Consider the following 4,711-nt stretch of genomic DNA (forward strand, 5'->3'; position numbering starts at 1 on the left):
TTTTTGGAGTTTTTGAGAAGCGAGCTATGTCCGAAGCTAGATGCGAGGAAGGTTGTGATTATGGACAATTTAAATATCCACAAGAGTCGGGAAGTTGAGGAATTGATTAGGGGGACAGGAGCACGAATCCTATACCTGCCTGTGTATGCGCCGGAGTTGAATCCCATTGAGATGATGTGGTCGGTGTTGAAGCATTTTATTCGGCAGCTTTGCAGAATTGGGAAATATAGCATGGAGCAGATAGTGAAGACTTCTTTACTACTGATCAATCCATCCTCCTTCCGAAGTTGGTTTGCTAAGTGCTGCTATTGTACCCCTTGAGCCCTTAACAGGCTGTAACAAACTTGTTCCGACACTATACCCTTAGAGGAGAAACAGCCATGCGACTGGAAATTCATTTGATTCAAAGTTTCCCTCCTGCCAACCTAAACCGCGATGAAAATGGCATGCCTAAATCTACGATATTCGGCGGTCGTCCACGAGCGCGAATCTCTAGCCAGTGCCAGAAGCGGGCAGTGCGAAAATACTATCACCAATATGCTGAGCTAGACCCGGCTCACTTTGCCGCTCGCTCTCGCAACTGGCTCCCTGAGTTGAAATCTAAGCTTGTGAAGGCAGGGATCCCTGATGAGCAAGCTGGAATGGCCGCTCGGCTTGCCTTAGAGCAAGGGCTTAAGCTCAAGTTTAATGATAAAAATGAAGCCACCACCATTGTATTTTTGGGGAAGACGGAACTTGATGCAATTGCCGAAATCTTAATCAAAAACTGGTCTGCCATTGAATCCGCATTGCGAGAGGAAAAGCCCAAACTTCCCCAAAAAATAGCCAAGGCGATCGAAAAAGCTTTGGTTGATACAGGAAAACCCGGTGATGTAGCTTTGTTTGGTCGGATGATGGCCTCGCTACCCACAGTCAATGTCGATGCTGCTGTTCAGGTGGCCCATGCAATTAGTATCAATGCCCTACAACAAGAGTTCGACTTCTTTACAGCCGTAGACGACCTGGGCAGTAGTGAGGACACCGGAGCCGATCACATGGGCGAGACGGGGTACAACAGCTCTACATACTACCGCTTTGCTGTTCTCGACAAGAAACAGTTGGTTGAAAACCTAGGCGGAACTGAACATCTAGGATCCATCATCAAGGCTTTTGCTACGGCTTTCATTCATGCTGTGCCCAGTGGACATCAAAACGGATTTGCCGCTCACACTCGGCCAGCATTGGTGATGGCAGTAGTTCGGGAAGGGCAGCCTATTTCCTTAGTGGATGCCTTTGAAAATCCGGTTGCTCCCAGTGGAGGATTTAGCCTACTGGAAAATGCCGTTAAAGCTTTAGATGAGTATTGGGGATCACTGGTCAAGATGTATGGAGAAGCTGACGTGCAGTATAAAGGCGTTGTTGTCCTTGATAGGCTGGCTGCGAGACTCAATGTACTCAAGTCTAGCAAGAAAGATTCTGTAGAAGAGCTCTTAAAAAGTGCTCTCAAAGCCTTTGGCGTGGCCAGCAACGGCCAAGGAGCTTAGATCATGACTACGCTTCTCATGCGATTGCGGGCTCCGATGATGAGCTGGGGCGACCACAGCCAGTTTGATTATCGCGATAGCCGTCGTGAGCCTACAAAGTCGGCGGTGATCGGGATCCTCTGTGCGGCACTGGGTCGCCCTCGCTGGGAACCTGTTGATGATCTGGCTGCCCTGAAAATGGGGGTGCGAGTGAACAAGGAAGGGATCCTTTGTAAGGATTTCCACACAGTACAAATAAAAGAGACGATCAGCAATCGCTACTACGTAGCAGATGGGGATTACCTGGTGGGATTGGAAGGGGATCCTAATTTGCTGAGAACTTTGGATCAAGCCCTGCAAAAACCTTACTGGCAAGTGTTTCTGGGACGGAAAAGCTTTATTCCCAGCCGCCCTTTGCGAGTGGGGCTTGTGGAGCAGCCTTTGCTGGAAGCTTTGCGTCAGCACCCTTATGAGTGTTCTAGACGCGGGAAGCGTCCCTCCCAACTCCGCTTTGTTTTGGAGGTCTCTGAGAGTCTGGATGTGCGCCAAGATGTGCCTTTGAGCTGGCAGCCGCGGCGCTTCGGTTGCCGGGCTGTGGAGACGGAATACCATGAACTCCCGGAGGCGATATGTATCTTTCCCGGCTAATTCTAAACGAGCGACAGCTTCTGGTGCAGCGAGAGCTCAGTAATGCTCACGCTTTGCACCAGCGAATTATGCATGGTTTTCCCGATCAACCTACCAAAACCCCTCGCTCCGATTGGCATATTCTTTACCGTCAAGAACCTGATGGCTGCACCATCCTGGTGCAATCGGTCATTCAGCCGGATTGGTCTCGCTTGCCACAGGGTTATGTCCAAAGGGATCCAGAAGTCAAAATCTTCGACCTGAGGCCAGAAGTTCTAAGTAAGGGAAGATACTTTCAGTTCCGACTCCGAGCAAATCCCAGCAAGCGAGATAAGAAGACCCGCAAGATTGTTGGCTTTTTTCGCTCTGAGGATCAACTGGAATGGCTCCGCCGCCAGGGCTGTCAGCATGGGTTTGAGGTGTTGGCTGCAGAAGGGATCCCATCGCCGCAAATATTTGGGATCAAAAAGGGGCTCTCCGGGCCAGTTCGTATCCACACCGTTTTGTTCCAGGGCATATTGCGGGTAACTGATTCTGAAGCTTTTGTTAAAGCAGTACAACAAGGAATTGGGCGAGGACGCTCCTACGGATGTGGACTTCTATCGCTCAGCAAGATCAGTTACTTTCCACGCTAGTTTTGCCTTTTAAGGGGGAGTGTCTTATGATCGCAAAGACAACTACGAAAAGTTTACGATCTATCCCGAAGGTTCGAGATAGCATAAGCTTTGTCTATGTAGAACGGTGCCGAATTGAGCAAGATGCGAAAGCTGTTGCCGTTTTGCAAGAAGATGGCAGATATATAATCCCTTGTGCCAGCTTGACCACTTTAATGCTAGGCCCTGGGACAGCAATTACTCACGCTGCCATCAAGAACTTGGCCGATGGGCTCTGCTCGGTCCAGTGGGTTGGCGAAGATGGGCTACGCTTCTATGCCAGTGGATCCCATCCTTCCAGCAGCGTGGAAAGGCTTTATCACCAGGCCAAACTATGGGCAGATCCCGTCCAGCATATGGAAGTGGTTCGGCGTATGTATTCATTTCGCTTTCCCGAACCTCTCAAAGAAGGGCTAACCCTTGAGCAGATTCGCGGACTGGAGGGGGTGCGAGTGCGAACTGTTTACAGCCGCCTTAGTAAAGAAACAGGGGTAAATTGGAAGGGACGCTCCTACAAGCTCAAGGAATGGGAGTGTGCTGATCCCGTTAATCGTGCTCTTTCTGTTGCCAATACTTGCCTCTACGCTGTTTGCCAGGCAGCGCTCAATGCCGTAGGCTATTCAACTGCGTTGGGGTTTATTCACATCGGCAAGCCCTTATCTTTTGTTTATGACGTTGCCGATCTCTACAAGACAGAGATCACCATCCCTGTTGCCTTCAAGGCTGCCGCTGAGTTGATGCCAAACTTTGAGTCGAGAACTAGGCAACTGTGTCGAGAAAAGTTTGTAGAGCATCGGTTGATGCAGAGAATCATAGACGATGTTGATGCCATCCTCGGCTTCAGAGCCACACAGGAGGAGTCAAGCCCTGTAGGATCTCTTTGGGATAACGAGAAGGGAGCTGTTGAGGGGGGAGTGAGCTACGGAGAAGAGTTGGATGAGGAAATGTCGGTCTGATGGTGGTCTTTATCTTAGAGAATGTCCCCGCAAGTTTGAGAGGAGACCTAAGTCGCTGGCTGTTTGAGATCAAGGCGGGGGTCTTTGTCGGTCGCGTCTCAGCCCTGGTTCGAGAAGAACTGTGGGCACGGGTGACCAGCAAAATCGGCGACGGCTCTGCACTGATGGTCTATTCCACCAACTCAGAGCAGGGATTCTCGGCCAGGAGCATCGGGGATCCCTCGCGGCAGCTAGTAGACATAGAAGGGGTGCTGCTGGTCAAAACCTACTAAAATCGGCAAAAATCGAAGGGTTGTCCCCACACCCGTGGGGGTGAACCGCTGCTCACACTCGCAGCAGCACTCGTCCTTGTCGGTTGTCCCCACACCCGTGGGGGTGAACCGCTAGGGTGGTGGAGGCTGCTTGGCGCCACGAACGTTGTCCCCACACCCGTGGGGGTGAACCGGATCGCCGTCCGGCCAGCGGTCGCAGTTGCTCACGTTGTCCCCACACCCGTGGGGGTGAACCGTAGCTCGCCTGAGAGGCGGATAATCCAGGAGCCGTTGTCCCCACACCCGTGGGGGTGAACCCAAGAGCTAGCCTGGTACTGTCAGGCGTTTCTATCGGTTGTCCCCACACCCGTGGGGGTGAACCGCCTGGCGAGCCATTGCCAAGCGGGCGCTGGCAGCGTTGTCCCCACACCCGTGGGGGTGAACCGGCTAACCTGGAGCAATACCGACACCCGGCCGGCCGTTGTCCCCACACCCGTGGGGGTGAACCGGTACAAGACTGTGTCTTACGCGCAAGACTTCGGTTGTCCCCACACCCGTGGGGGTGAACCGTCTCTGGCCACATTCGGCGGCAAGGCGGTGACCCGTTGTCCCCACACCCGTGGGGGTGAACCGCGCGGCCTGTTTGGAGTTAGCGTTGATGGCCCGCGTTGTCCCCACACCCGTGGGGGTGAACCGTCATCGTGCCGGCGCTGGTGGCAGGA

6 protein-coding genes and 1 CRISPR repeat array are annotated in these 4,711 nt (G+C 52.6%); all 6 genes read left to right on the forward strand.

The window, feature by feature from the left end:
- Positions 1 to 321: transposase (locus NW846_RS09555; protein WP_206336841.1), on the forward strand; the 321-nt coding region annotated here is incomplete at its 5' end.
- A 59-nt stretch (positions 322 to 380) separates the two neighbouring features.
- On the forward strand, positions 381 to 1,523 hold the full coding sequence (cas7e, locus tag NW846_RS09560) for a type I-E CRISPR-associated protein Cas7/Cse4/CasC (protein WP_414346867.1): 1,143 nt from the start codon (positions 381 to 383) through the stop codon (positions 1,521 to 1,523).
- Between the two features lie 3 nt (positions 1,524 to 1,526).
- The gene (gene cas5e, locus NW846_RS09565; protein ID WP_011429625.1) at positions 1,527 to 2,150 is read left to right on the forward strand and encodes a type I-E CRISPR-associated protein Cas5/CasD; all 624 of its coding nucleotides are present in this window, start codon (positions 1,527 to 1,529) and stop codon (positions 2,148 to 2,150) included.
- Positions 2,132 to 2,764, forward strand: coding sequence for a type I-E CRISPR-associated protein Cas6/Cse3/CasE (gene cas6e, locus NW846_RS09570; protein WP_414346868.1), 633 nt, complete (start codon positions 2,132 to 2,134; stop codon positions 2,762 to 2,764). Before cas5e ends, cas6e begins: the two co-directional genes overlap by 19 nt.
- Before the next feature lie 26 nt (positions 2,765 to 2,790).
- Positions 2,791 to 3,738, forward strand: a complete 948-nt coding sequence (gene cas1e, locus NW846_RS09575; RefSeq protein ID WP_414346869.1) for a type I-E CRISPR-associated endonuclease Cas1e — start codon at positions 2,791 to 2,793, stop codon at positions 3,736 to 3,738.
- Positions 3,738 to 4,010: a type I-E CRISPR-associated endoribonuclease Cas2e gene (gene cas2e, locus NW846_RS09580; protein ID WP_011429622.1), complete on the forward strand. Its 273-nt coding sequence runs from the start codon at positions 3,738 to 3,740 to the stop codon at positions 4,008 to 4,010. Before cas1e ends, cas2e begins: the two co-directional genes overlap by 1 nt.
- Positions 4,011 to 4,029: 19 nt before the next feature.
- Positions 4,030 to 4,685: direct repeats of the CRISPR family, unit length 29 nt; unit sequence GTTGTCCCCACACCCGTGGGGGTGAACCG.
- Positions 4,686 to 4,711: the final 26 nt, after the last annotated feature.

This window comes from Synechococcus sp. W60.3, assembly GCF_047502615.1.
In the GTDB taxonomy this organism is placed as follows: domain Bacteria; phylum Cyanobacteriota; class Cyanobacteriia; order Thermostichales; family Thermostichaceae; genus Thermostichus.

Excerpts from the sequence above, each read along its gene's own strand:
- cas7e (WP_414346867.1), top strand. The coding sequence starts at position 381 with ATGCGACTGGAAATTCATTTGATTCAAAGTTTCCCTCCTGCCAACCTA.
- cas5e (WP_011429625.1), top strand. The coding sequence starts at position 1,527 with ATGACTACGCTTCTCATGCGATTGCGGGCTCCGATGATGAGCTGGGGC.
- cas6e (WP_414346868.1), top strand. The coding sequence starts at position 2,132 with ATGTATCTTTCCCGGCTAATTCTAAACGAGCGACAGCTTCTGGTGCAG.
- cas1e (WP_414346869.1), top strand. The coding sequence starts at position 2,791 with ATGATCGCAAAGACAACTACGAAAAGTTTACGATCTATCCCGAAGGTT.
- cas2e (WP_011429622.1), top strand. The coding sequence starts at position 3,738 with ATGGTGGTCTTTATCTTAGAGAATGTCCCCGCAAGTTTGAGAGGAGAC.